The 24,299-nt window shown below is 71.7% G+C and carries 19 protein-coding genes; 14 read left to right on the top strand and 5 right to left on the bottom strand.

Features of this window, described 5'->3' with window-relative positions:
- The 3 genes from fdh to ABZW11_RS39410 form a co-directional block, all read right to left on the bottom strand.
- Positions 1-3,228, bottom strand: a complete 3,228-nt coding sequence (fdh, locus tag ABZW11_RS39400; RefSeq protein WP_355429239.1) for a formate dehydrogenase — start codon at positions 3,226-3,228, stop codon at positions 1-3.
- Positions 3,229-3,291: 63 nt separating this feature from the next.
- Positions 3,292-4,725, bottom strand: a complete 1,434-nt coding sequence (locus ABZW11_RS39405) for a rhamnulokinase family protein (protein ID WP_355429242.1) — start codon at positions 4,723-4,725, stop codon at positions 3,292-3,294.
- On the bottom strand, positions 4,722-5,723 hold the full coding sequence (locus ABZW11_RS39410) for a LacI family DNA-binding transcriptional regulator (protein ID WP_355429244.1): 1,002 nt from the start codon (positions 5,721-5,723) through the stop codon (positions 4,722-4,724). The genes ABZW11_RS39405 and ABZW11_RS39410 overlap by 4 nt, the downstream gene beginning before the upstream one ends.
- 290 nt (positions 5,724-6,013) lie before the next feature.
- Here ABZW11_RS39410 and ABZW11_RS39415 point away from each other — a divergent pair, with 290 nt between their 5' ends.
- From ABZW11_RS39415 to ABZW11_RS39470, 12 genes are all read left to right on the top strand, one after another.
- Positions 6,014-7,945 carry a beta-galactosidase gene (locus ABZW11_RS39415; RefSeq protein WP_355429247.1) on the top strand — a complete coding sequence of 644 codons (1,932 nt, stop codon included), beginning with the start codon at positions 6,014-6,016 and terminating at the stop codon, positions 7,943-7,945.
- Positions 7,946-8,109: 164 nt separating this feature from the next.
- Positions 8,110-8,427 carry an L-rhamnose mutarotase gene (locus ABZW11_RS39420; protein WP_345386222.1) on the top strand — a complete coding sequence of 106 codons (318 nt, stop codon included), beginning with the start codon at positions 8,110-8,112 and terminating at the stop codon, positions 8,425-8,427.
- 10 nt (positions 8,428-8,437) lie between these two features.
- On the top strand, positions 8,438-9,595 hold the full coding sequence (gene rhaI / locus ABZW11_RS39425) for an L-rhamnose isomerase (RefSeq protein WP_355429250.1): 1,158 nt from the start codon (positions 8,438-8,440) through the stop codon (positions 9,593-9,595).
- Between the two features lie 6 nt (positions 9,596-9,601).
- Positions 9,602-11,644 carry a bifunctional aldolase/short-chain dehydrogenase gene (locus tag ABZW11_RS39430; protein ID WP_355429253.1) on the top strand — a complete coding sequence of 681 codons (2,043 nt, stop codon included), beginning with the start codon at positions 9,602-9,604 and terminating at the stop codon, positions 11,642-11,644.
- Positions 11,645-11,908: 264 nt separating this feature from the next.
- Positions 11,909-12,931, top strand: a complete 1,023-nt coding sequence (argC, locus tag ABZW11_RS39435) for an N-acetyl-gamma-glutamyl-phosphate reductase (protein WP_355429256.1) — start codon at positions 11,909-11,911, stop codon at positions 12,929-12,931.
- 67 nt (positions 12,932-12,998) lie between these two features.
- Positions 12,999-14,150: a bifunctional glutamate N-acetyltransferase/amino-acid acetyltransferase ArgJ gene (argJ, locus tag ABZW11_RS39440; RefSeq protein ID WP_355429259.1), complete on the top strand. Its 1,152-nt coding sequence runs from the start codon at positions 12,999-13,001 to the stop codon at positions 14,148-14,150.
- Complete coding sequence (argB, locus tag ABZW11_RS39445) at positions 14,147-15,022, top strand: acetylglutamate kinase (RefSeq protein WP_355429262.1); 876 nt, start codon at positions 14,147-14,149, stop codon at positions 15,020-15,022. Before argJ ends, argB begins: the two co-directional genes overlap by 4 nt.
- Positions 15,019-16,185 carry an acetylornithine transaminase gene (locus ABZW11_RS39450; protein WP_355429265.1) on the top strand — a complete coding sequence of 389 codons (1,167 nt, stop codon included), beginning with the start codon at positions 15,019-15,021 and terminating at the stop codon, positions 16,183-16,185. Before argB ends, ABZW11_RS39450 begins: the two co-directional genes overlap by 4 nt.
- Complete coding sequence (gene argF, locus ABZW11_RS39455; RefSeq protein ID WP_355429268.1) at positions 16,182-17,105, top strand: ornithine carbamoyltransferase; 924 nt, start codon at positions 16,182-16,184, stop codon at positions 17,103-17,105. The genes ABZW11_RS39450 and argF overlap by 4 nt, the downstream gene beginning before the upstream one ends.
- Positions 17,102-17,605, top strand: coding sequence for an arginine repressor (locus ABZW11_RS39460; protein WP_345386209.1), 504 nt, complete (start codon positions 17,102-17,104; stop codon positions 17,603-17,605). Before argF ends, ABZW11_RS39460 begins: the two co-directional genes overlap by 4 nt.
- A gap of 170 nt (positions 17,606-17,775) precedes the next feature.
- On the top strand, positions 17,776-19,206 hold the full coding sequence (gene argH / locus ABZW11_RS39465) for an argininosuccinate lyase (protein WP_355429272.1): 1,431 nt from the start codon (positions 17,776-17,778) through the stop codon (positions 19,204-19,206).
- The gene (locus ABZW11_RS39470) at positions 19,188-19,877 is read left to right on the top strand and encodes a DNA-3-methyladenine glycosylase (protein WP_355429274.1); all 690 of its coding nucleotides are present in this window, start codon (positions 19,188-19,190) and stop codon (positions 19,875-19,877) included. The genes argH and ABZW11_RS39470 overlap by 19 nt, the downstream gene beginning before the upstream one ends.
- On the opposite strand, the gene ABZW11_RS39475 is transcribed toward ABZW11_RS39470, so the two are convergent.
- Entirely contained in the window at positions 19,817-20,218 is a 402-nt protein-coding gene (locus ABZW11_RS39475; protein ID WP_355429277.1) for a PH domain-containing protein, read from the bottom strand. The genes ABZW11_RS39470 and ABZW11_RS39475 overlap by 61 nt on opposite strands.
- Before the next feature lie 86 nt (positions 20,219-20,304).
- Between ABZW11_RS39475 and tyrS the strand changes: the two genes are divergently transcribed.
- On the top strand, positions 20,305-21,570 hold the full coding sequence (tyrS, locus tag ABZW11_RS39480) for a tyrosine--tRNA ligase (protein ID WP_355429280.1): 1,266 nt from the start codon (positions 20,305-20,307) through the stop codon (positions 21,568-21,570).
- A 25-nt stretch (positions 21,571-21,595) separates the two neighbouring features.
- Here tyrS and ABZW11_RS39485 read toward each other — a convergent pair whose 3' ends face one another.
- Positions 21,596-23,074, bottom strand: a complete 1,479-nt coding sequence (locus ABZW11_RS39485; protein WP_355429283.1) for a glycosyltransferase family 39 protein — start codon at positions 23,072-23,074, stop codon at positions 21,596-21,598.
- Between the two features lie 106 nt (positions 23,075-23,180).
- Here ABZW11_RS39485 and ABZW11_RS39490 point away from each other — a divergent pair, with 106 nt between their 5' ends.
- On the top strand, positions 23,181-23,780 hold the full coding sequence (locus tag ABZW11_RS39490; RefSeq protein WP_355429285.1) for an HAD family phosphatase: 600 nt from the start codon (positions 23,181-23,183) through the stop codon (positions 23,778-23,780).
- Positions 23,781-24,299: the final 519 nt, after the last annotated feature.

The raw sequence follows: 24,299 nt of genomic DNA on the forward strand, positions 1-24,299 counted from the left end.
TCACACCTCCGTTCCTGTGCGCTCGTCGATGCCGGCCCGCCGCTGGTACGCCTTCACCAGCTCGGGCAGCGCCGGACCCCGGGGACGGCGGCCCGGCCTGATGTCCGCCGACAGCGCCTTGACCTCCTGGATGTGCGAGTTGGGGTCGAGCGAGATCGACGACAGCTCGTTGGCCGCGTCACCCGTGACCACCCCGTTGGGCCCGAAGTGGAACGGCAGCCCGATCTGGTGCAGCACCCTCCCGTTCAGGTGCAGCGACGGGATGCGGTCGGTGACCAGCACCCGCGCCTCGATGGCATTGCGCGCCGTGATGATCGTCGCCCAGTCGCCGTGCACCAGCCCCCGCTCGGCCGCCAGCGCCGGCGACACCTCACAGAACATCGCCGGCTGCAGCTCCGACAGGTACGGCGTGAACCGGCTCATCCCGCCCGCCGTGAAGTGCTCGGTCAGCCGGTACGTCGTCACCACGTACGGATAGACCGACGCCCCCGGCTCGTCCCCGCTCGGCTGGTAGCGGTTGTGCTCGTGCGGATAGACCTTGCGCACCGGGCTGCGCTGCCGGCCGTACAGCGGGTTGACCACCGGAGAGTCCTGCGGCTCGTAGTGGGTGGGCAGCGGCCCGTCCACCACCCCGGTCGGCGCGAACAGCCAGCCCTTGCCGTCGGCCTGCATGATGAACGGGTCGATGCCCGACAGCGCCTCCACGCCCTGCGCGCCCGGCGGCGGCCGGTAGCCGGGGCTCTTGCCGGCCTCGAAGTCCGGCACGTCGTGGCCGGTCCAGCGCCGCGCCTCGTCGTCCCACCACACCAGCCGCTTGCGCTCGCTCCACGGGCTGCCGTCCGGCCGTGCCGAGGCCCGGTTGTAGAGGATGCGGCGGTTGGCCGGCCAGGCCCACGCCCACTCGGCGGAGATCCAGTCCTGCTCGGACGCCGGCTTGCGGCGGGCCGCCTGGTTGACGCCGTCGGCGTACACGCCGCAGTAGATCCAGCAGCCGCACGCGGTGGAGCCGTCGTCCTTGAGCGCGTGGTAGCCGGGCAGCGGGCCGCCCTGGGCGTCCCAGCCGTTGATCTCGGCCAGCACCGCCTCGGCCGACGGCTCCGCCGTCTCGCCCTCCACCGGGTAGTCCCAGGTGAGGTCGAGGACGGGCTGGTCCATCGGGTCCTGCGAGCCGGCCAGCTTGCGGCGGATGATGCGGCCGAGGTGGTACATGAACCACAGGTCGCTGCGGGCGTCGCCGTGCGGCTCGACCGCCTGGTGGTGCCACTGCAGCAGCCGGTTGGTGTTGGTGAAGCTGCCGCTCTTCTCGGTGTGGCTGGCCGCCGGCAGGAAGAACACCTCCGTACCGATGTCCTCCGTCTTCAGCTCGCCCGTCTCGATCTCCGGGCCGTCCTTCCACCAGGTGGCGCTCTCGATCAGGCTGAAGTCGCGCACCACCAGCCAGTCGAGGTTCGCCATGCCGAGCCGCTGCATCTTGGAGTTGGCCGACCCCACCGCCGGGTTCTCGCCCAGCAGGATGTAGCCCTTGCAGGCGCCCTCCAGCTGCGCCAGCACCGTGTCGTACGTGCTGTGCGAGCCGGTCAGCCTGGGCAGCCAGCCGAAGCGGTAGTCGTTGTCCGGCTGCGCCGACTCGCCCCACCACGCCTTGAGCAGGCTGATGAGGTAGGAGGGCATGTTGGCCCAGAAGCCCTTGTGCGGCGCGTCGGCCAGCAGGAAGTCGTGCAGCCGCTCGTTCTCGTGGGCGTGCGGCATCGGGATGTAGCCGGGCAGCAGGTTGAACAGCGTCGGCACGTCGCTGGAGCCCTGGATGCTGGCGTGCCCGCGCAGCGCCTGGATGCCGCCGCCCGGCCGGCCGATGTTGCCGAGCAGCAGTTGCAGGATGCTCGCCGCCCGGATGAACTGCGAGCCGTCGCTGTGCTGCGTCCAGCCCACCGCGTAGACGAACTCCGCCGTCTTGTCGGGCCCCGAGTTCTCGGTCAGGTGGCGGCAGACCTCCTCGAACAGGTGGCGCGGCACCCCGCACACCCGCTCCACCATCTCCGGCGTGTAGCGGGCGAAGTGGCGGCGCAGCACCTGCAGCACGCAGCGCGGGTGCCGCATCGTCTCGTCGCGCTGCGGCGACCCGTCCAGCGGCATCCCGGCGGAGCCCTGCACCTCGGGCCGGCCCGGCGGGGTGCGGCCCTCGCGCCGCTCGAAGTCGGCGTCCCGATCGCCCGACGCGGCGACCGTGGACATGCCCTCGTACTGCCAGGAGTCGGTGTCGTAGGTGCGGCTCTCCTCACCGAAGCCGGAGAACAGGCCGTCGAGGTCCTCGGCGTCGCGGAAGTCCTCGCGCAGGATGGTCGCGGCGTTGGTGTAGTTGACCACGTACTCGTGGAAGTACAGCTCGTTCTCCAGGACGTGGTTGATGATCGCGCCGAGGAAGGCCACGTCGGAGCCGGCCCTGATGGGCACGTGCACGTCGGCGACGGCGCTCGTCCTGGTGAAGCGGGGATCGACGTGGATGACGACCGCGCCGCGCGCCTTGGCCTCCATCACCCACTGAAAGCCCACGGGATGGCACTCGGCGAAGTTCGAGCCCTGGATGACCACGCAGTCGGAGTGCTGAAGGTCCTGCATGAACGTGGTGGCGCCGCCGCGCCCGAACGACGTGCCGAGCCCCACCACGGTCGAGCTGTGGCAGACGCGGGCCTGGTTCTCGATCTGCACCACGCCGAGCGCCGTCAGCAGCTTCTTGATGAGGTAGTTCTCCTCGTTGTCCAGCGTCGCGCCGCCCAGGCTGGCGATGCCCATGGTCCGCGCGGTGCGCCGCCCGCCGTGCTCCCACTCCCACGTCTCGCGGCGGGTCGCGATGATCCGGTCGGCGATCATCTCCATCGCCGTGCCCAGGTCGATCTCCTGCCAGCCGGCCCCGCCCGGCGGCCGGTAGAGCGCCTTGTGCATGCGGCCTTCGCCGGTGGTGAGCTGGAGACTGGCCGCGCCCTTCGGGCACAGCCGGCCCAGGCTGATGGGGGAGTCGGGGTCGCCCTCGATCTGGATGACCTTCTCGTCCCGCACGTACACGTTCTGGCCGCAGCCCACCGCGCAGTACGGGCAGACCGACTTCACCACCCGGTCGGCCGTCGTCGTACGGGCCCGCAGCGCCTCCGTCTTGGCCGACCTGGCCGCCGGACCCCGTGCCGTGCGGTCCGCCCTCGTGAGCTGCCGCAGCAGCGGCCACGCGAGATCCATGGCATCCCCCCGATGTCCCCGGCCCGAGTCCTGCCCTGGACAGGCCGGAGGAAAACCGGCAGGTCAGGACAGCCGGGAGGCCGCCTCGTCCCAGGCGCGCAGGTCGCCGGACGGCTCGTAGCGGCGCAGCGGCTGCGTCCCGGCGATCAGCGCGCGCATCTCGCCGAGGTCGGAGACGAGCCCGGCCGCGCGCGCCTGCACCAGCACGTTGCCGAACGTGGTCGCCTCGGCGGGCCCGGCCACCACGGGCAGCCCGCAGGCGTCGGCGGTGAACCGGCACAGCAGCTCGTTCCGCGACCCGCCGCCCACGAGGTGCACCACCTCGACGTCGCGGCCGGACAGCTCCATCGCCTGCCGCACCGCCGTCCTGTGCCCGATCGCCAGGCTCTCCAGCACGCACCGCACGTAGCCGGCGGGGGAGAAGGGCGGCCGCTGGCCGGTGCGGCGGCACTCGGCGGCGATCCTGGCCGGCATGTCGCCCGGCGGCAGGAAGACCGGCTCGTCCGGGTTGACCACGGCGGCGAACGGCGGCTCCTGAGCCGCGGCGGCCAGCAGCTCGCCCAGGTCGGAGCCGGGCCAGGCGCGCAGGCACTCCTGCAACAGCCACAAACCCATGACGTTGCGCAGGTAGCGGACGGTGCCGTCGATGCCGGCCTCGTTGGTGAAGTTCGCCGCCCGGCTCTCGGGGGTCAGCACCGGGCCGGGCAGCTCGACGCCGGCCAGCGACCAGGTGCCGCAGGAGACGTACGCGAAGGCGGAGCCGGCGGCGGGCACAGCGGCGGGCACAGCGGCGACGGCGGATGCGGTGTCGTGCGAGCCGACCGCCCTGACCGGCGCCGACCAGCCGATCTCGGCGGCCACGTCACGCCGCAGCCCGCCCACCGCGTCGCCGGGGTCGCGCAGCGGCGGCAGGATGCCCGCGGGCAGCCCGAGCTGCTTGACCAGCGGTAACGCCCACGACCTCGTGCGGACGTCGAGCAGCCCCGTGGTGGAGGCGTTGGTCACCTCGGCGCCGATCTCGCCGGTCAGCCAGTAGCCGATCAGATCGGGGATCAGCAGCATCGTGGCGGCGTCGTCGAGCCGGTCGGCCAGCAGCTGGTAGAGGGTGTTGAACGGCAGCACCTGCAGGCCGTTCACGTCGTACAGGGCCTCGGCGCCGACCGCCCGCGCCACCTGCTCGGGCACGCCGCGTGTGCGGTCGTCGCGGTAGTGCACCGGGTTGCCCAGCATGTTTCCCGACGCGTCGAGCAGCGCGTAGTCGACGGCCCACGAGTCGACCCCGATGGAGGAGACGGGCCCCGCCGCGCGCAGCCCGGTCAGGATCTCCCGGTAGAGGCCGAGCACGTCCCAGTAGAGGCGGTCCGCCACGCGTACGGGACCGTTGGGGAAGCGGTGGGCCTCGGTCAGAGTCAGCCCGTCGGACAGGTCGGCGAGCATCACCCGCCCGCTGCTTGCCCCCAGGTCGACGGCGGCGAAACGGCGGCTCGTCCTGCTCATTGCGTGGACTCCCTGGCGACGAGCTCAGGCTGGAACATGATGTGCTGGTGCGCGTGCGTGTCGGGGTTGTCGCACTCGTCCAGCAGCAGCTCGGTGGCGATGCGCCCGAGCTGGTACGTCGGCTGCCGCATCGAGGTGAGCGACACCGTCGAGGCGGCGGCGAAGTCGATGTCGTCGTAGCCCATGAGCACGACGTCCTCGGGCACCCGCACCCCTGAGCGCAGCAGCGCGCGCAGCACGCCGAGCGCGAGCAGGTCGTTGGCGCAGAAGACGGCCTCGGGCAGCCCGGCGGCGGCCAGCTCGCCGGCCGCCTTCTCGCCGGCCTTGGCGGTCATCGTGGCCGCCTCGACCACCCGCAGCGCGGCGGGGTCGAGCCCGGCGCCGGTCATGGCCATCTTGGCGCCCTCGCGGCGCTCCACGCACTGGCGGATGGTCAGCGGCCCCGTCACGTACGCGAGGCTGCGCGCGCCCTTGCCGAGCAGGTGGGCCACGGCCGCGCGGCCGCCCGCGACGTCGTCCACGGCCACCGCGCACTGGTCGGGCCGGTGGGCGGGATGGTCGACCAGCACCACGCTGATGCCGTGCTCGCGCAGCCGGTCGAGCCTGGCAGGGTCCTCGCCCGAGGGGGTGATGAGCACGCCGCGCACCCGGTGCTCGGCCAGCACGCGCAGGTTGCGGTCCTCCTTGTCGGTGGAGCCCGCCGAGTTGCCGAGGATCACCGCGTAGCCGAGCTCGCTGGCGACGTCCTCGACGCCGGCGGCGACCTCGGTGAAGAACGGGTTGCCGATGTCGATCACGCTCAGGCCGATCGTCCTGCTGTGCCCGGCGCGCAGCGTGGAGGCCGAGCCGTGCCGGACGAACCCCAGCTCGCTGATGGCGGCCTCCACCCGCTCCCGGGTGGCGGGCGCGACTTTGCCCGGCCGGTTCAGTACGTTGGAGACCGTGCCCGGGGAGACGCCGGCGAGTGCGGCGACGTCCTTGATGCTGACCATGGCCATGAAGAGCAATTAAAACGTACAAACGTGCGCTTGGCCAGTCGCGCCCCCGCTAGGAGCGCCAGTCTCCGCCACAAGTCGCCGCCGATTGAGCGGTGAGACGAAAAACGTTCAACCAAAATCGCCCCGCGAGGCGACGCGCCGCGCCCGCGCGCGTGGACACCACCGCCCGACGAGGACCGCCACCCGGCCTGAGCAGCGGCGACCATCGCAAGGCGCTTGACGGGACTTGTGCCTCGCGCTGTGGAAACGTTTTAATCCCCAGGTACACCACCCATCGAAAGGCAGGCTTCATGCCGGATGTCATCGCGTACGGCGGCGACTGGAACCCCGAGCAGTGGCCCGAGGAGATCTGGGAACAGGACGTCGCGCTGATGCGTGAGGCCGGCGTCAACAGGGTCAGCCTCGGCATCTTCTCCTGGTCCCTGCTCGAACCCGTCGAAGGCGTCTTCGACTTCGGCCGGCTCGACCGGGCGATGGACCTGCTGGCCGCGAACGGCATCCGGGCCAACCTGGCCACCCCCACCGCCTCGCCGCCGCCCTGGTTCGGCGACGCCTACCCCGAGGCGCTGCCGGTGGACGCCGACGGCCGGCGGCTGCACCACGGCAGCAGGCAGGGCTTCTGCCCCAGTTCGCCGATCTACCGGGAGAAGGCGCTGCGCATCGCCGAGCAGGTGGCCTTGCGCTACCGCGAGCACCCCGCGCTGGCCCTGTGGCACGTGCACAACGAGTACGGCTGTCACAACGCCCGCTGCTACTGCGACGCCTCCGCCGCCGCCTTCCGCGCCTGGCTGCGCTCCCGCTACGCCACGCTCGACGAGCTCAACGACGCCTGGGGCACCGCGTTCTGGTCGCAGCACTACAGCGACTGGGCGCAGATCCTGCCGCCGCGCGCCACCCCCAGCCTCCCCAACCCCGGCCAGCTGCTCGACTTCCGCAGGTTCAGCTCCGACGCCCTGGTCGAGCTCTACCTGGCCGAGCGCGACCTGCTCAGGCAGCTCACCCCCGGCGTGCCCGCCACCACCAACCTCATGGCCGGCGCCCACTGGGACATGGACTGCTGGGCCTTCGCCGCCGAGCTGGACGTCGTCTCCACCGACCACTACCTCATCGGCGCCCGCCCCGAGCCGCACATCGACCTGGCCTTCGCCGCCGACTACGCCCGCTCGCTCAACGGCGGCCGGCCCTGGCTGCTCATGGAGCACTCCACCAGCGCCGTCAACTGGCAGCAGCCGCGCAACCTCGCCAAGACGCCCGGCGAGCTGCGCCGCAACTCACTCGCCCACCTCGCGCGGGGCGCCGACGGCATCATGTTCTTCCAGTGGCGCCAGTCCAGGGCGGGCGCCGAGAAGTGGCACTCGGCGATGCTGCCGCACGCCGGTCCCGACACCAAGGTCTTCCGCGCGGTGAAGGCGCTCGGCGCCGAGCTGGACGGGCTCGCCGAGGTGGCGGGCAGCCGGGTCGAGGCCGAGGTGGCGCTGCTCGTCGACCACTCCAGCGTGTGGGCCCAGGACCACCCCGCCCAGCCCAGCTCGGAGCTCGACCCGGTGGAGGAGGCCAAGCGCTGGCACGCGGCACTCTGGCGGGCCGGAGTGACCTGCGACATCGCGCACCCCGAGGGCGATCTCAGCGCGTACCGGCTGGTGCTGGTGCCGCAGCTCTACCTGGTGAGCGACGCGGGGGCGGCCAACCTGGAGGCGTTCGTACGGCGGGGCGGGGTCGTGCTGGTGGGGCCGTACAGCGGGGTCGTGGACGAGCACGACCGGGTGCGGCTCGGCGGCTACCCGGGCGCCTGGCGGGAACTGCTCGGCGTGAGCGTCGAGGAGTTCTTCCCGCTGGCCGCGCCGATCCGGCTGGCGTCGGGCGCGACGGGCCGGGCCTGGAGCGAGGCGGCGCGGGTCACGACGGCGAAGGTGCTGGACACGTACGCGAGCGGGGAGCCCGCCTGGACCCGCAACGAGTTCGGTGACGGCGCCGCCCACTACCTGACGACCCTGCTCGACGACGCCGCGCTGGCCGAGGTCGTCGCCACCGTGTGCGGCGAGTCGGGCGTCACGCCCGCCGCCACGGCGGAGCCGGGCGTCGAGGTGGTCCGCCGCGCGCACGAGGACGGCCGCTCGTTCCTGTTCGCGATCAACCACACCGCCGCCGACGCCACGGTGACCACCCGCGACGGCCGCACCGTGACGGTCGCGGCCGGCGACGTCGCCGTGATGCGGGGTTGATGCGGGTTGATGGGGGGTTGAAACGTGTCAGCGCCCTGGTCGGGCCTGGTCGGGCCTGGTCGGGCCCTGCCTTCCGAGGCCGGGGCCTGACCGCGCATTGACAGCGGGCAACGGGAATCATAGTTTCCTGCACAGAGAATTAAAACGTTTTGAAAGGAGTGTCAGTGCAACGCGTCTGCTTCCTGCTGAAAGTCCGCCCGGAGCGGCTGGCGGAATATCGCGAGCGGCACCGCGACGTCTGGCCGGAGATGCGCGCGGCGCTGTCACGCACCGGCTGGCACAACTACTCGCTCTTCCTCAGGGACGACGGCCTGCTCGTCGGCTACCTGGAGACCGACGACTTCGAGGCCGCCAAGAAGGCGATGGCCGAGACCGAGGTCAACGCCCGCTGGCAGGCGGAGATGGCGCCGTTCTTCGAGGACCTCGACGGCCGGCCCGACGAGGGCATGACACCGCTGACCGAAGTGTTCCACCTGGACTGATCGGGGAGTAATGACTGACATCAAGGCCGTGCTGCGGGCGCAGCACATCGAGACGCCGTCCTGGGCCTACGGCAACAGCGGCACCCGGTTCAAGGTGTTCGCGCAGCAGGGCGTGCCGCGCGACCCGTACGAGAAGCTCGCCGACGCCGCCCAGGTGCACGCCCACACCGGCATCGCCCCCACGGTCGCCCTGCACATCCCGTGGGACAAGGTGGACGACTACGCCGACCTGGCCAGGCACGCCCGCGAGCTGGGCGTCGGCATCGGCGCCATCAACTCCAACGTCTTCCAGGACGACGACTACATGCTGGGCAGCGTCACCAACCCCGACGCCCGCGTCCGCCGCAAGGCCACCGACCACCTGCTCGAGTGCGTCGACATCATGGACGCCACCGGCTCCGGCACGCTCAAGCTGTGGTTCTCCGACGGCATCAACTACCCGGGCCAGGACGACATCAGGGCCCGCCAGGACCGCCTGGCCGAGTCGCTCGCCGAGGTCTACGACCGGCTCGGCGACGGCCAGCGCTTCCTGCTGGAGTACAAGCTGTTCGAGCCCGCCTTCTACGCCACCGACGTGCCCGACTGGGGCACCGCGTACGCCCACTGCGTCAGGCTCGGCCCGAAGGCCCAGGTCGTCGTGGACACCGGCCACCACGCGCCGGGCACCAACATCGAGTTCATCGTGGCGTTCCTGCTGCGCGAGGGCAAGCTCGGCGGCTTCGACTTCAACTCCCGCTTCTACGCCGACGACGACCTGATGGTCGGCGCCGCCGACCCGTTCCAGCTCTTCCGCATCATGTATGAGGTCGTGCGCGGCGGCGGGCTCGGCCCCGAGGCGGGCGTGGCGTTCATGCTCGACCAGTGCCACAACATCGAGCCCAAGATCCCGGGCCAGATCCGCTCGGTCATGAACGTGCAGGAGGCCACCGCCAAGGCGCTGCTGGTCGACCGCGACGCGCTGACCGCCGCCCAGGCCGCGGGCGACGTGCTGGGCGCCAACGCCGTCTTCATGGACGCCTTCAACACCGACGTACGGCCGCTGCTCGCGGAGCTGCGCGAGGAGATGGGCCTGGCGCCCGACCCGATGGCCGCCTACGCGAAGTCCGGATACTTCGAGAAGATCGCCGCCGAGCGCATCGGCGGCCAGCAGGCCGGCTGGGGGGCCTGAACCGTCATGTCCAACGTCATCAACGAGCTGCTCGACCGCTCGCACCGCCTGGGCTCCGACCCGCGCAACACCAACTACGCCGGCGGCAACACCTCCGCCAAGGGCGCCGCGCCCGACCCGGTCACCGGGGCCGACGTCGAGCTGCTGTGGGTCAAGGGCTCCGGCGGCGACCTCGGCACGCTCAAGGAGTCCGGCCTCGCCGTGCTCCGCCTCGACCGGCTGCGCGCGCTCAAGGACGTCTACCCGGGCGTCGAGCGCGAGGACGAGATGGTCGCCGCGTTCGACTACTGCCTGCACGGCAGGGGCGGCGCCGCCCCGTCGATCGACACCGCCATGCACGGCCTGGTCGAGGCCGCCCACGTCGACCACCTGCACCCCGACGCGGGCATCGCGCTGGCCGCCGCCGCCGACGGCGAGGAGCTGACCGGGCGCGTCTTCGGCGACCGCGTGGTGTGGGTGCCGTGGCGCCGGCCCGGCTTCCAGCTCGGCCTCGACATCGCCGCCATCAAGGACGCCAACCCGCAGGCCATCGGCTGCATCCTCGGCGGGCACGGCATCACCGCGTGGGGCTCGACCTCGCAGGAGTGCGAGGAGCGCTCGCTGGAGATCATCCGCACGGCTGAGGCGTACCTGGCCGAGCACGGCCGCCCCGACCCGTTCGGCCCGGTCGTCCACGACACGCTGCCCGAGGCCGAGCGGCACGCGCGGGCCGCCGCGCTGTTCCCGATCGTGCGCGGCCTGGCCTCCACCGACGTGCGCGTGGTCGGCCACTACACCGACACGCCCGAGGTGCTCGACTTCGTGGCGCGGGCCGAGCACCCGAGGCTGGCGGCGCTGGGCACGTCCTGCCCCGACCACTTCCTGCGCACGAAGGTCGCGCCGCTGGTGCTCGACCTGCCGCCGGAGGCGCCGCTGGAGCAGGCCGCCGAGCGGCTGCGCGAGCTGCACGCCGCCTACCGCGCCGACTACACCGCCTACTACGAGCGGCACGCCGAGCCGAACTCGCCGCCCATGCGCGGCGCCGACCCGGCGATCGTGCTGGTGCCCGGCGTCGGCATGTTCTCCTTCGGCAAGGACAAGCAGACCGCCCGGGTGGCCGGCGAGTTCTACGTCAACGCCATCAACGTCATGCGCGGCGCCGAGTCCGTCTCCAGCTACGCCCCCATACCCGAGTCGGAGAAGTTCCGCATCGAGTACTGGGAGCTGGAGGAGGCCAAGCTCCGCCGCATGCCCAAGCCGAAGCCGCTGGCCACCAGGGTCGCGCTGGTCACCGGCGGCGGCTCGGGCATCGGCGCGGCCACCGCGCGCCGGCTGGCCGCCGAGGGCGCCTGCGTGATCGTGGCCGACCGCGACCTCGCCGCCGCCGAGAAGGTGGCCGCCGAGATCGGCGGGCACGCCCACCGGGCCTCCGACGTCGCCGTGGCGGTCGGCGTGGACGTCACCTCCGAGGAGCAGATCGCCGCCGCCGTACGCGCGGGCGTGCTCGCCTTCGGCGGCGTGGACCTGGTCGTCAACAACGCCGGCCTGTCGCTGTCGCGCTCGCTGCTGGAGACCACGGTCTCCGACTGGGACCTGCAGCACGACGTCATGGCGCGGGGCTCGTTCCTGGTCTCCAGGGAGACCGCCAAGGTCATGATCGACCAGGGCATGGGCGGCGACGTCGTCTACATCTCCTCCAAGAACTCCGTCTTCGCCGGCCCCAACAACGTCGCGTACGGCGCCGCCAAGGCCGATCAGGCCCACCAGGTCCGGCTGCTCGCGGCCGAGCTGGGCGCCCACGGCATCCGGGTCAACGGCGTCAACCCCGACGGCGTTGTGCGCGGCTCCGGCATCTTCGCCTCAGGGTGGGGCGCGAACCGGGCGGCCGTGTACGGCGTGGAGGAGGAGAGGCTGGGCGAGTTCTACGCCCAGCGCACGCTGCTCAAGCGCGAGGTGCTGCCCGAGCACGTGGCGGCGGCCGTCTTCGCGCTCACGGGCGGCGAGCTGACCCACACCACCGGCCTGCACATCCCGGTGGACGCCGGCGTCGCCGCCGCGTTCCTGCGCTGATCAGCGCTGATTCCGGTGGGGTGAGCGAAGCCCCGGGCCGTACGGCTCGGGGCTTTTTACGTGTGGCCAACCGGAAAACGGACAAGAACTGGTGCATGGCTTGCATCGGGCCCGCATGTTTTCGGCACCCAAAGGCGGGGTGACAAGTCTCACGATACGGTCAATAGTCCCAGCCTGGCTTGCATGCTCATCCTCTAGAGTGCATCATCTTCACAAGCAAGGTCATAAGCTATGATGCATATTCATGCAGCAGGAGGAAGTTGAATGAGGGCAGCGATCGCGGGAGCCAGTGGCTACGCGGGAGGGGAGCTGCTCCGCCTCCTCCTCGCTCATCCCGAGTTCGAGATCGGCGCGCTCACCGCCGCCTCCAGCGCCGGCACCAGGCTCGGCGCCCATCACCCCCACCTCGCCCCGCTGGCCGACCGCGTCATCTCCGAGACCACGGCCGAGGAGCTCGGGGCGCACGACGTGGTCTTCCTGGCCCTGCCGCACGGCCATTCCGCCGCCGTCGCCGCCCAGCTCGGCGACGAGACGCTGGTGGTCGACTGCGGCGCCGACCACCGTCTCGCCGACCCCGCCGCCTGGCAGGAGTTCTACGGCGGCGAGCACGCCGGCACCTGGCCCTACGGCCTGCCCGAGCTGCCCGGCCAGCGCAAGGTGCTCATGGGCGCCACCCGCATCGCGGTCCCCGGCTGCTACCCGACCTCCGTGCTGCTCGCCCTCGCCCCCGCCTACGCCGCCGGCCTGGCCGGACCCGACGTCGTCGTGGTCGCCGCCAGCGGCACCAGCGGAGCCGGCAAGTCGCTCAAGCCCCACCTGCTCGGCAGCGAGGTCATGGGCTCGGTCAGCGCCTACGGCGTGGGCGGCGTCCACCGCCACACCCCCGAGATGGAGCAGGGCCTGTCGGCCGTCGCCGGGCAGCAGGTCCGCGTCTCGTTCACGCCGACGCTGGCCCCCATGAGCCGCGGCATCCTCGCCACCTGCACCGCGCCGGCCGCCCCTGGGCTCACCAAGGAGGCGCTGCGCACCGCGTACGAGGTCGCGCTCAAGGACGAGCCCTTCGTCCGCCTGCTGCCCGAGGGCACCTGGCCGGCCACCTCCATGACCTACGGCGCCAACACCGCCGCACTCCAGGTGACGCTCGACGAGCGCGCGGGCCGCGTGGTCGCCGTCATCGCCATCGACAACCTCACCAAGGGCACGGCCGGAGGCGCGATCCAGAGCGTCAACCTCGCCCTCGGCCTGCCGGAAGAGCTCGGCCTCCCCACGACAGGAGTTGCTCCGTGAGAGAGCGCAGCGAAGCAAGCAGCAAGCACGGGTGCCCGGCATCCCTGCCGAAGGCAGGGGAGGAGGCATGAGCGTGACCGCCCCTCTGGGCTTCAGAGCCGCCGGCGTCGCCGCCGGCATCAAGTCCGGCGGCTCCCGTGACCTGGCACTCGTCGTCAACGACGGGCCGAGCCGCGCCGCCGCGGGCGTCTTCACCGCCAACCGCGTGCAGGCCGCCCCCGTGCTGTGGTCGCGCCAGGTCCTGTCCGGCGGCCGGCTGCGCGCCGTCGTGCTCAACTCCGGCGGCGCCAACGCCTGCACCGGTCCCGAGGGCTTCCAGGACACCCACGCCACCGCCGAGAAGGTGGCCGAGGTGCTCGACGACTCCGCGGGCGAGGTGGCCGTGTGCTCCACCGGCCTCATCGGCGAGCGGCTGCCCATGGACGCGCTGCTGTCCGGCGTCGAGACCGCGGCGGGCCAGCTCTCCCGCGACGGCGGCCTGGCCGCCGCCGACGCCATCCGCACCACCGACACCGTCTCCAAGATCTCCTTCAAGCGCGGCAGCGGCTACATGGTCGGCGGCATGGCCAAGGGCGCCGGCATGCTCGCCCCCGCCCTGGCCACCATGCTCTGCGTGATCACCACCGACGCCGAGGTCAGCGCGGAAGAGCTCGACACCGTGCTGCGCGCGGCCACCTCCAAGACCTTCGACCGGCTCGACACCGACGGCTGCATGTCCACCAACGACACCATGCTGCTGCTGGCCAGCGGCGCCGCCGAGGTGCGTCCCGACCTCGCCGAGTTCGAGGAGCGGGTCACCGAGGTCTGCGCCGACCTCGCCAGGCAGCTGCTCGTGGACGCCGAGGGCGCGTCCAAGGCGATCGCCATCGAGGTGGTCGGCGCCGCCGACGAGGACGACGCCGTCAAGGTCGGCCGGGCGGTCGCCCGTTCCAACCTGCTGAAGTGCGCCATCCACGGCGAGGACCCCAACTGGGGCCGCGTGCTCGCCGCCGTCGGCACCACCGACGCCGAGTTCGAGCCCGACCGGCTCAACGTCGCCATCAACGGCATCTGGATCTGCCGCGGCGGCGCCGTCGGCGACGACCGCTCCAAGGTGGACATGCGTCCCCGCGACGTCACCATCACCATCGACCTGTCGGCGGGGCCGCACACCGCGACCGTGCACACCACCGACCTGACCGCCGACTACGTCCACGAGAACTCGGCGTACTCCTCATGAGACTCACCACCGCGCAGAGCAAGGCCCAGGCGCTCATCGAGGCACTGCCCTGGCTCACCCGCTTCCACGGCGCCACCATCGTCGTCAAGTACGGCGGCAACGCCATGACCGACGAGTCGCTCAAGCACCGCTTCGCCGAGGACGTCGTCTTCCTGCACCACGCCGGCCTGCGCCCGGTCGTGGTGCACGGCGGCGGCCCGCAGATCAGCAGCGCCCTCGACAAGCTCGGCATCGAGTCCACCTTCACCGCCGGGCTGCGGGTCACCACCCCCGAGGCCATGCAGGTCGTCAGGATGGTGCTCACCGGCCAGGTCAACCGCGAGATCGTCGGCATGGTCAACCACCACGGCCCGTTCGCCGTCGGCATGTCCGGCGAGGACGCCCATCTGTTCACCGCCGTGCGCAAGCACGCCCTCGTCGACGGCGAGCCCGTCGACATCGGCCAGGTCGGCGAGATCATCAAGGTCGAGCCGGGCGCCGTGCGCGCGCTGCTCGACGACGGGCGCATCCCCGTCGTCTCCAGCGTCGCCAGAGGCGACGACGGCGAGATCTACAACGTCAACGCCGACACCGCAGCCGCCGCGCTCGCCGTGGCGCTCGAAGCGCACAAGCTGATCGTGCTGACCGACGTCGAGGGCCTCTACGCCAACTGGCCCGACGACACCGACGTCATCGACCAGCTCACCGCCGACGAGCTGGCCACCCTGATGCCCACCCTGTCCAGCGGCATGGTCCCGAAGATGGAGGCGTGCCTGACGGCCGTCCAGGGCGGGGTGCCGCAGGCCCACGTCCTCGACGGCCGCGTGCCCCACTCGCTGCTGCTGGAGATCTTCACCAATGAAGGAATCGGAACGATGGTGATCCCGTCATGAACCTGCACGAGCGCTTCGGCAACGCCTTCATGCCCAACTACGGCGTCCCGCCGATCGCGCTGGCCCGCGGCGAGGGCACCCGCGTCTGGGACGCCGACGGCAGGCCCTATCTCGACTTCATCGCCGGCATCGCCACCAGCTCGCTCGGCCACGCCCACCCGGCGCTGGTCGAGGCGGTCTCCCGGCAGGTCGCCACCATCGCCCACACCAGCAACCTCTTCCTGCACGAGCCCGAGGTGCGCCTGGCCGAGAAGCTGCTCGACCTGCTCAACGCGCCCGCCCGCGTCTTCTTCGCCAACTCCGGCACCGAGGCCAACGAGGCCGCCTACAAGCTGGCGCTCAAGTACGGCCGCCGCGAGGGCCGCTCCTACTTCGTGGCCGCCGAGAACGGCTTCCACGGCCGAACCATCGGCGCCCTGTCGCTGACCGGCAAGCCCTCCATCCGCGACCAATTCGGACCGTTCCCGGTGGACGTGCGCTTCGTCCCGTACGGCGACGCCGCAGCACTCAAGGAGGCCGTCACCGGCGACTGCATCGCGGTCTTCCTGGAGCCCACCCAGGGCGAGGCCGGCGTCGTGCCGCCGCCCGAGGGCTACTTCGAGGCCGCCCGCGAGATCTGCGACTCCACCGGCGCGCTGCTGGTCGCCGACGAGATCCAGTCGGCCATCGGCCGCACCGGCCACTGGTTCGCCCACCAGGCCGAAGGCGTCACCCCCGACATCGTCACCCTCGCCAAGGGCCTCGGCGGCGGGCTGCCCATCGGCGCCTGCATCGGCTTCGGCGAGATCGGCAGCCTGTTCGAGAAGGGCGACCACGGCTCCACGTTCGGCGGCAACCCGGTCTCGTGCGCCGCCGCGCTGGCCGTGCTCGACACCCTCGACCTCGACCACGTCAAGTCCGTCGCCGCCCGGCTGCGCACCGGCCTCGAGTCCGCTAGCCACCCGCTGCTCAAGGGCGTCCGCGGCCGCGGCCTGTGGCTGGCCGCCGTGCTCGCCGAGCCGCGCTCGGCGCAGGTGCAGCAGGCCGCCGCCGACGCCGGCTTCCTGGTCAACGCGCTGCAGCCGGACGCCGTACGCATCGCGCCGCCCCTCGTGGTGAGCGCGGACGAGGTCGACGCGTTCGTCGCCGCGTTCCCGTCGATCCTCGCGGAGGCGGCGAAGTGAGCACCAGGCACTTCCTGCGCGACGACGACCTGAGCCCCGCCGAGCAGGCCGAGGTCCTCGACCTGGCCGCCGCGATGAAGAAGGACCGCTTCGGTTACCGCCCCTTCGAGGGGCCGCGGACCGTCGCCGTGCTGTTCGACAAGCCGTCGGCCAGGACCCGCGTCTCCTTCCACACCGGCATCGGCGAGCTGGGCGGCCTGCCGCTGGTCGTCGACAACGTCTCGGTCCTCATGGGCCGCGGCGAGCCGGCCGCCGACATCGCCCGCGTGCTCGACCGCCAGGTGGCCGCCATCGTCTGGCGCACCACCGGCCAGGAGCTCATCGAGGAGATGGCCGCGCACTCCAGGGTGCCCGTCGTCAACGCGCTCACCGACGACTTCCACCCCTGCCAGATCCTCGCCGACCTGCAGACCGTGCGCGAGCGGCTCGGCCGCACCGCCGGCCTCACCTTCACCTACCTCGGCGACGGCGCCAACAACATGGCGCACTCCTACCTGCTCGGCGGCGCCACGGCCGGCATGCACGTCCGCATCGCCGCGCCCGCCGGCTACCAGCCCGACGCCGTCATCCTCGACCAGGCCGCGGCCATCGCCGCCAAGACCGGCGGATCGGTCATCGCGCTGACCGACACCGAGGCCGCGGTCCAGGGCGCCCACGTCGTCGCCACCGACACCTGGGTCTCGATGGGCCAGGACGGCAAGGAGCAGCGCGTCGCCGCGCTCAAGCCGTACCAGGTGAACGACGAGCTGCTCGAACACGCCGCGTCCGACGCGATCGTGCTGCACTGCCTGCCCGCCTACCGCGGGCTGGAGATCACCGAAGAGGTGCTCGAAGGACCCCGCAGCGTCGTGTGGGACCAGGCCGAGAACCGCCTGCACGCCCAGAAGGCGCTGCTGCACTGGCTGGTGTCCCGGCGATGATCCCGATGACCAAGGCGGCCCGGCAGGCGAAGATCACCGAGCTGCTGCAGCGCAAGGCCGTACGCTCCCAGCCCGAGCTGGCCAAGCTGCTGTCCGAGAGCGGGGTCGAGGTCACCCAGGCCACGCTCTCCCGCGACCTCGACGAGCTCGGCGCGCTCAAGCTGCGCGCCGACGACGGCTCGCTCGTCTACGCGCTGCCCGGCGAGGGCGGCGGCCGCATCCCGCTCGCCCGCCTCGGCACCGGCGAGACACCCGCCGCCCGGCTGCACCGCATCGCCGAAGAGCTGCTGGTCGGCGCCGAGGCGTCGGCCAACCTGGTCATCGTGCGCACGCCGCCGGGCGCCGCGCAGTTCCTCGCCTCCGCCATCGACCACGCCGACTGGGAGTCCATCCTCGGCACGGTGGCGGGCGACGACACCATCCTGGTCATCAGCCGCGACCCCAGCGGCGGGCAGGCCGTCGCCGACGCACTGCTCAAGGTCGCCGACCGGCGCGCCTAACCCCCGGACGCCCGCCCGCGGCTAGGATCGCGGCGGCCCACGAGGCGACCCGACGCCAAGCTGGACCGACTTGCACTAAGGTCGCGCAGGAGCTCGGGGGGAGCGCGCGAGGGCACGCCCGGCCACCGATGCCGGGACCACCGGCGCGGGCGCGTCCAGCGAAAACGTATATGGAGGACACAACGGTGAGTGATGGCAAGCCGATGCGGCTGTGGGGCGGACGCTTCGAGAGCGGCCCGTCCGACGCGCTGGCCCGGCTGTCGGTGAGCGTGCACTTCGACTGGCGGCTGGTGCCGTACGACCTGGCGGCGTCCAGGGCGCACGCCCGCGTGCTGCACCGGGCGCAGCTCCTGACCCACGAGGAGCTCGAGCGCATGATCGGCGCGCTCGACGACCTCGAGCAGGCCTGCAAGGACGGTGAGTTCCGCCCGACGGTCGCCGACGAGGACGTGCACACCGCGCTCGAACGCGGCCTGCTCGAACGGCTCGGCTCGCTCGGCGGCAAGCTGCGCGCCGGCCGTTCGCGCAACGACCAGATCGCCACCGACCTGCGGCTCTACCTCCGCGACCACGCCCGCTCGATCGTCTCCCGCCTGGTCGAGCTGGAGACCGCGCTCATGGCGCAGGCCGAGCAGCACGCCGAGACCGCCGCGCCCGGCATGACCCACCTGCAGCACGCGCAGCCCGTCTCGTTCGGCCACCAGCTGCTGGCCCACGTGCACGCCTTCGCCCGCGACATCGACCGGCTCACCGACTGGGACAAGCGCGCCGCGATCTCCCCGCTCGGCTCCGGCGCCCTGGCCGGCTCGTCGCTGCCGCTCGACCCGCAGGCCGTGGCCGAGGAGCTGGGCTTCTCCGCCGCCGCGCCCAACTCGATGGACGCCGTCGCCGACCGCGACTTCGCCGCCGAGTTCCTCTTCGACGCCGCCATGATCGGCGTGCACCTGTCGCGGCTGGGCGAGGAGATCGTCCTGTGGGCCTCGCAGGAGTTCCGCTGGATCGAGATGGACGACGCCTACTCCACCGGCTCGTCGATCATGCCGCAGAAGAAGAACCCCGACGTGGCCGAGCTGGCCCGCGGCAAGTCGGGCCGCCTCATCGGCAACCTGATGTCGCTGCTCACCACGCTCAAGGGCCTGCCGCTGACCTACAACCGCGACCTGCAGGAGGACAAGGAGCCGGTCTTCGACGCCGTCGACACCCTGCTGCTGGTGCTGCCCGCCATGGCCGGCCTGGTCGCCACCATGCGCGTCAACACCGCCCGCATGGAGGCCTCCGCCCCCGACGGCTACGCCCTCGCCACCGACCTGGCCGAGCTGCTGGTGCGGCGCGGGGTGCCGTTCCGCGAGGCGCACGAGGCCGTCGGCCATCTTGTCGTCTGGTGCCAGGTCAACGACAAGGACCTCGGCGAGTTGACCGACGACGAGCTCGGCAAGGTCTCGCCCCACCTGACCCCCGACGTGCGCGACGTGCTCAGCGTGCCCGGCGCCCTCGCGGCCCGCAAGGCCCACGGCGGCACCGCGCCCGACCGCGTACGCGACCAGCTCATCGCCCTCCGCGAGGCGGTCGACGCTCAGGCGGCATGGGCAGCGGGCAGCTGAGCTCCGCACCGCTGCCGCGGAGCTTCTTCGACCGGCCGTCCCACGAGGTCGCGCCCGACCTGCTCGGGCGCGTGCTCGTGCACGGATCGGTCGCCGTACGCCTGACCGAGGTCGAGGCGTACGGCGGCCCCGGTGAGGATCCGGCCGCCCACACCTACCGCGGCAAGACCCCGCGCAACGCCGTCATGTTCGGCCCGCCCGGCCACATCTACGTCTACTTCACCTACGGCATGCACTTCTGCGCCAACCTCGTGTGCCTGCCCGAGGGCTCCGGCTCGGCGGTGCTGCTGCGCGCGGGCGAGGTGGTCGAAGGGGTGGCCGAGGCCCGCGCCCGGCGCTCGTCCGGCCGGCCGGTGCCCGATCGCGACCTGGCCCGCGGTCCCGCCAGGCTGGCCGTCGCCCTCGGCCTGCTGCGCGAGCACAACGGCCTCGACGCCGTGCTCGACGGCTCGCCCGCGGGCCGCCCCCGTCAGTCGGCCACCGTGCTCGCCGGCCGGCCCGCCGACCCCGCGACGATCAGGTCAGGCCCCCGCACCGGCGTCTCGACCGCCAAGGAGACCCCATGGCGGTTCTGGATCGACGGCGACCCGACCGTCTCCCCCTACCGCGCTCACGTGCCACGGCGCCGCAACGCCGCGGCCACCTCCGTCGGCGAGGCACCCAAGTCGTGAGGGCTGAAGATGTGCAGGTAGTCGCCGGTGTCGATCTCCAGCATCTCGCTGCGCAGCCCCCACCGCCTGCGCACGTCCACCTTGATGTCCCAGATCGACTCCCACGGCACGTGCCGCCGCCCCGCGAACCCGTGCACCACCGTGATGCCGCTCTCGTCGGCCGCCAGCCGCACCGGTGCCAGCACGTCACGCAGCCCCATCGCGCCCAGCAGAACCGCCGCGGGAACCGCCAGGATCACGCCGCGGAAATCGTCCCCCGCCCACCAGTGAACGCCGAGCCCGGCACACACCAGAGCCCCTAAGATCTTGAAAACGGCCAGCTCGCGACGGACCCTCCACATGGGCACCCAGCGTATCCAAGTGGCGCGCATCCGCACCGATCGGGCAGGCTAAAGGCACCGACATCCGACAGGAAAGCCAGATCACCGTGACCGACTTCCTTGACGACCTCGCGTGGCGAGGCCTGATCGCCCAGTCCACCGACCTCGACGCGCTGCGCGCGTCCATGGCCAAGGGACCGATCACGCTCTATTGCGGTTTCGACCCGACCGCGCCGTCCCTGCATGTCGGTCACTTCGTGCCGCTGCTGACGCTGCGCCGCTTCCAGCAGGCGGGCCACCGCCCGATCGGCCTGGTCGGCGGCGCCACCGGGCTCATCGGCGACCCCAGCGGCCGCAACACCGAGCGCTCGCTCAACGCCGCCGAGGTCGTCGAAGGTTGGGTCGAGCGGCTGCGCGGCCAGGTCGGGCGCTTCCTCGACTTCGACGCCCCGTCCAACCCCGCCCTCATGGTCAGCAACCTCGACTGGACCGGCGAGCTGAGCGCCATCGGCTTCCTGCGCGACATCGGCAAGCACTTCCCGGTCAACCGCATGCTCGCCAGAGAGTCCGTCTCGGCGCGGCTGGCCGGCGAGGGCCTCAGCTACACCGAGTTCAGCTACCAGATCCTGCAGTCCAACGACTTCCTCGAGCTCTACCGCCGCTACGACTGCACGCTGCAGATCGGCGGCAGCGACCAGTGGGGCAACATCACCGCGGGCGCCGACCTGATCCGCCGCGTCGAGGGCGGCCACGTGCACGTGCTGACGCTGCCGCTCATCACCAAGGCCGACGGCACCAAGTTCGGCAAGACCGCCGGCGGCGCGCTCTGGCTCGACCCCGAGATGACCTCGCCGTACGCCTTCTACCAGTACTTCCTCAACTCCGACGACCGCGACGTGATCCACTACCTCAAGGTGTTCACGTTCCGCGGCCGCGAGGAGATCGACGCGCTGGAGAAGGCCGTCGCCGAGCGGCCCTTCGCCCGCGAGGCCCAGCGCGCGCTCGCCGAGGACCTCACCGAGCTGCTGCACGGCAAGGAGGAGCTCGACGCCGTGGTCGCCGCCTCCAAGGCGCTGTTCGGTCAGGGCTCACTGGAGGAGCTGCCGGCCGCCACGCTCGGCGCCGCGCTGGCCGAGGTGCCCAAGGCCGACATCCCGGCGCTCGGGGTGCCCTTCGTCGACCTGCTCACCGACAGCGGCCTCGTCGAGACCAAGTCGGCGGCCCGCCGGGCGGTCAAGGAGGGCGGCGCCTACCTCAACAACCGCAAGATCACCGACGAGGCGTACGTGCCGGGCGCCGAGGACCTGCTCGCCGGGCGCTACATGGTGCTGCGGCGCGGCAAGAAGTCGATCGGCGGCGTCGAGGTCGGCTGACCTCTACGTCTCCGGGGCGGGCGCTTCATCGGGAGCGCCCGCCTGGCTCCCGGCCTTGCCTGCGCTGTTCCGTCCCCTCCGCCGGGGTCTTCGTGGCGGTTCTGCGAGTGGCCCGGGTGGGGCGCGTGGGCCGGTCGGTGCGGGTGAACAGGGCGACCGTCAAGCCGGGCAGGTCGGCCGAGTGCTTGGCCGTCTCCAGCTCGTACCCGGCCTGCCGGACCTCCTCGACCCGAGGCAGCCCGTCCTCCTCGAGCCCGGAGTCCTTCGTCCCGCGCCACACCACCCACACCCGCTCGCGCCCGGCCAGCGCCGCCGCGACGTCGGGCTGCTCCGCGTAGCCGAACCCCTCGGGGTCCGGCGCGTCCCCCGAGCGCAGGACGTCCACCGGCATGAGCGAGTCGGCGTAGTAGTCGAAGCCGGCACGCAGCTGGCTCTGCCCGTAGACGATGGCGTCGTCCGGCTCCGCCTTGATCACCCGCAGCGCCCAGGGGATGTTCTCCATCCGCCCGTTCTCCTCGCGTACGTCCACGTGCTCGGGCAGCGCGACCAGGCAGCCCAGCACCACGACCGCCACGCCGGCCACCACCTGGAGTCGTGGCAGGCTCGCCACCGCCAGCCCGGCCAGCAGCGCCAGCGCGGGTGCGGTGACGAAGAGGTAGCGGTCCACGTACACGGGAGTGACGAGCCAGGAGACCATCAGCAGCAGCACCGGCGGCAGCACCAGCCACCCCGCGAGCGCCGCGGCCCAGGCGCGCACGCCGTTCGCCCGCCACAGCAGCACGGCGCCGGCCACAGCGATCGCGAACAGCGCGACGCCCAGCCCCTCCGCCTCCGCCGCCATCTTCGGGAACGTCAGCAACACCTCGGGCCCGCGCTGCGGGATCCAGCTGATGGCGTGCCGCTCCCCGTACCCGATCAGCCCCAGCACCGCCGCGGGCACGCACCCCACGGCGAGCGCGGCCGCCATCCTGCCCAGCACCTCCCGCCGCACCAGCAGCGCGTGGGCGGGCAGGACGAGCACCGCGAACAGGTGCGTGCAGCACACGAGGGCCACCGCCACCCCGTACGCCACCCACCTGCGCCCGCCCGGCCGCTCCAGCGCCCGGTGCAACGCCCAGAACGCGAACACCACCGCGGCCGCCGCGAACGCGTACGACCTGGCGAAGGCCCCGTAGTAGGACACCGACGGCAGGATCGCGAACACCCCCGCCGCCACCACGCCCGCGCGCGTGCTGTGCAGCCGCCGCCCCAGATCGACCAGCAGCCACGCCGCCACACCGATCGCCACCGCCGACGGCAACCGCAGCCACAGCTCCGCCGTGCCCACCTTCATCCAGAAGTGCATGAAGAGGTAGTAGGGCAGGAAATGCCCGTCGATGTGGCGGGCCAGCTCGACCATGCCGGCGAGCGAGCGCGAGGCGGCGCTCATGGTGGCCAGCTCGTCGCCGTTCAGGGTGCTGGCGCCGGTGCCGGAGAAGGCGGCGATCCCGCCGAACAACCCCATCCACCATGCGGTGAACGTGCGCCCGCGTGTGGCTGGAGGTGCTGGAGGTGTGAGAGTGGCGACGGAGTTCACCCGAGCCAGGATACGTCCGGTTATGGTCGGAGACATGGCGAATGTGATCGTTTTCGACCTGTACGGGGTGATCGCTCGTACGCAGGGGGACGCGGCGAGGCTACGGATCGAGGAGCTCGCCGGGGTGGCGGGGGAGCCGTTCTGGGAGGCGTACTGGGCCTGCCGGCCTCCGTACGACGCCGGACAGGACGGCACCGCCTACTGGACCGCCGTCGCCGACCGGCTGGGCGTGCGCTTCGCGGACATCCCCGCGCTCATCGCCGCCGACCTCGACAGCTGGTGCCACGTCGATCCCGCGATGGTCGAGCTGATCCACGAACTCGCTGACCGGGGGCACCGCCTGGGGCTGCTGTCCAACATCATCGCGGAGCTGGTGCCCGTCTGGGAGTCCCGGCACAGCGGGTGGCTCGATCGCTTCGAGTCGCTGACGTTCTCGTGCCGGGTGGGGGTGGCGAAGCCGGATCCGCGGGCGTACGAGATCTGCGCGGAGCGGATGGGGGTGGCGCCGGGGGAGGTGCTGTTCATCGACGACCGCGAGGAGAACGTGGTGGCGGCGCGGGCCGCGGGCATGAAGGCCGAGGTGTTCGTATCGGCTGAGCAGGTACGCGAGCTGGCCGGCGCCCTCGCCCGGTGACGCCGCCCTTACCCCCGTGGCGGCCACTTCTCACCTGCCCGGGCGGGGCGATTTGACGAGTCGCGGATCGCCACCTAATCTTTCACTTCGCCCCGGGGAGTGAGCCGGACGCCGGTCAGGCGGACGGGCCTCCAGGGCAAACCCCTTGAAGTAACGAGCCAACTCGGCGAAGCCGCCTCGGCGTGCTGTCGCATGGGTCCGTCTTCAGGCGCGCCGACATCACCGGAAAACCGGTTGATTCGACACGGGCCTGATGACACGGTAAGTTACGAGGGTTGCCCCAGATCGGGGCAGACAATCTTGGAAGTTCGCACCACTTCCCGCTCAAGTCGCAAGATTTGACACGGAGTCGGATGAACTGATAAGATTGAGAAGGACGAGATAGCGCCTTCTGGCTGATATTCACTGCACGTGAATCTGCAGTCGGATGTACGCGTCCGTTTCTTGAGAACTCAACAGTGTGTTAAAAGCCAGTGCATGATGCACAACCCCGTCATATTTTGACGGATTCCTTTGGTT

This window comes from Nonomuraea sp. NPDC004580 (assembly GCF_040609855.1).
Taxonomy (GTDB): Bacteria; Actinomycetota; Actinomycetes; order Streptosporangiales; family Streptosporangiaceae; genus Nonomuraea; species Nonomuraea salmonea.

Excerpts from the sequence above, each read along its gene's own strand:
- ABZW11_RS39460 (WP_345386209.1), top strand. The coding sequence starts at position 17,102 with ATGATCCCGATGACCAAGGCGGCCCGGCAGGCGAAGATCACCGAGCTG.
- argJ (WP_355429259.1), top strand. The coding sequence starts at position 12,999 with ATGAGCGTGACCGCCCCTCTGGGCTTCAGAGCCGCCGGCGTCGCCGCC.
- argC (WP_355429256.1), top strand. The coding sequence starts at position 11,909 with ATGAGGGCAGCGATCGCGGGAGCCAGTGGCTACGCGGGAGGGGAGCTG.
- fdh (WP_355429239.1), bottom strand. The coding sequence starts at position 3,228 with ATGGATCTCGCGTGGCCGCTGCTGCGGCAGCTCACGAGGGCGGACCGC.
- ABZW11_RS39405 (WP_355429242.1), bottom strand. The coding sequence starts at position 4,725 with ATGAGCAGGACGAGCCGCCGTTTCGCCGCCGTCGACCTGGGGGCAAGC.
- argH (WP_355429272.1), top strand. The coding sequence starts at position 17,776 with ATGGAGGACACAACGGTGAGTGATGGCAAGCCGATGCGGCTGTGGGGC.
- ABZW11_RS39475 (WP_355429277.1), bottom strand. The coding sequence starts at position 20,218 with ATGTGGAGGGTCCGTCGCGAGCTGGCCGTTTTCAAGATCTTAGGGGCT.
- argB (WP_355429262.1), top strand. The coding sequence starts at position 14,147 with ATGAGACTCACCACCGCGCAGAGCAAGGCCCAGGCGCTCATCGAGGCA.
- ABZW11_RS39485 (WP_355429283.1), bottom strand. The coding sequence starts at position 23,074 with ATGGGGTTGTTCGGCGGGATCGCCGCCTTCTCCGGCACCGGCGCCAGC.
- ABZW11_RS39450 (WP_355429265.1), top strand. The coding sequence starts at position 15,019 with ATGAACCTGCACGAGCGCTTCGGCAACGCCTTCATGCCCAACTACGGC.
- ABZW11_RS39470 (WP_355429274.1), top strand. The coding sequence starts at position 19,188 with ATGGGCAGCGGGCAGCTGAGCTCCGCACCGCTGCCGCGGAGCTTCTTC.
- ABZW11_RS39490 (WP_355429285.1), top strand. The coding sequence starts at position 23,181 with ATGGCGAATGTGATCGTTTTCGACCTGTACGGGGTGATCGCTCGTACG.
- ABZW11_RS39410 (WP_355429244.1), bottom strand. The coding sequence starts at position 5,723 with ATGGCCATGGTCAGCATCAAGGACGTCGCCGCACTCGCCGGCGTCTCC.
- ABZW11_RS39430 (WP_355429253.1), top strand. The coding sequence starts at position 9,602 with ATGTCCAACGTCATCAACGAGCTGCTCGACCGCTCGCACCGCCTGGGC.
- rhaI (WP_355429250.1), top strand. The coding sequence starts at position 8,438 with ATGACTGACATCAAGGCCGTGCTGCGGGCGCAGCACATCGAGACGCCG.
- ABZW11_RS39415 (WP_355429247.1), top strand. The coding sequence starts at position 6,014 with ATGCCGGATGTCATCGCGTACGGCGGCGACTGGAACCCCGAGCAGTGG.